Origin of the sequence: Rhizobium sp. BK538, from assembly GCF_014197575.1 — a bacterium.
Lineage (GTDB): Bacteria > Pseudomonadota > Alphaproteobacteria > Rhizobiales > Rhizobiaceae > Rhizobium.
Map to the genome: position 1 here is coordinate 1 of NZ_JACIFT010000069.1, position 1,068 is coordinate 1,068.

Sequence of the window (1,068 nt, forward strand, 5' to 3'; positions counted from 1 at the left end):
CCGACGGCAGTTGCCGATACCGGAGATGCGACCGAGAAGGGCGGGGTGGCCAACGGCTCGGGCGGCGTGGCCGCCAGCGGCAATGTGCTTGCCAACGACACCGATCCGGATGCCGGTGACACCAAGACCGTCACGGCGGTCAGCTTCGGCGCGACGGCCGGCACGCTCGGCTCGGCGCTCAACGGCACATACGGCAGTCTCGTGCTCAATGCGTCGGGCACCTATACCTATGCCGTCAACGAGACCAATGCCACGGTGCAGGCGTTGCGCCAGTCGACCAACACGCTGAGCGAGGTCTTCAGCTACACCATGCGTGATACCGCCGGTGCCACCGCCACGGCAACGCTGACCGTCACCATCCACGGCGCCAACGACGCACCGGTGCTCGCAGCCCAGACCGCCACCCAGAACGCCACCGTCGGCACCGCCTTTTCGTTTGCACTGCCGGCCAACACCTTCACCGATGTCGACAGTGGCGAAACCTTCACCTACGCGGCAACCGCCGCCGATGGCTCAGCACTTCCCGCCTGGCTGAGCTTCAACGCCACGACGCGGACCTTCAGCGGCACGCCGACGACAGCCGGCACGTCCGGCATCAAGGTAACGGCAACCGACCTTGCCGGCCTTGCCGCCAGCGAGACCTTCAACATCACGGCGACGACACCCGGCAACACGCCGCCGACGGCAGTTGCCGATACCGGAGATGCGACCGAGAAGGGCGGGGTGGCCAACGGCTCGGGCGGCGTGGCCGCCAGCGGCAATGTGCTTGCCAACGACACCGATCCGGATGCCGGTGACACCAAGACCGTCACGGCGGTCAGCTTCGGCGCGACGGCCGGCACGCTCGGCTCGGCGCTCAACGGCACATACGGCAGTCTCGTGCTCAATGCGTCGGGCACCTATACCTATGCCGTCAACGAGACCAATGCCACGGTGCAGGCGTTGCGCCAGTCGACCAACACGCTGAGCGAGGTCTTCAGCTACACCATGCGTGATGCCGCCGGTGCCACCGCCACGGCAACGCTGACCGTCACCATCCACGGCGCCAACGACGCACCGGTGCTCGCA

At 67.1% G+C, this 1,068-nt stretch carries 1 protein-coding gene; it reads left to right on the plus strand.

What is annotated here, in order from left to right:
- Positions 1-1,068, plus strand: a 1,068-nt coding sequence (locus FHX09_RS29410; protein ID WP_184451132.1) for a VCBS domain-containing protein, incomplete at both ends; no start/stop codon positions are given.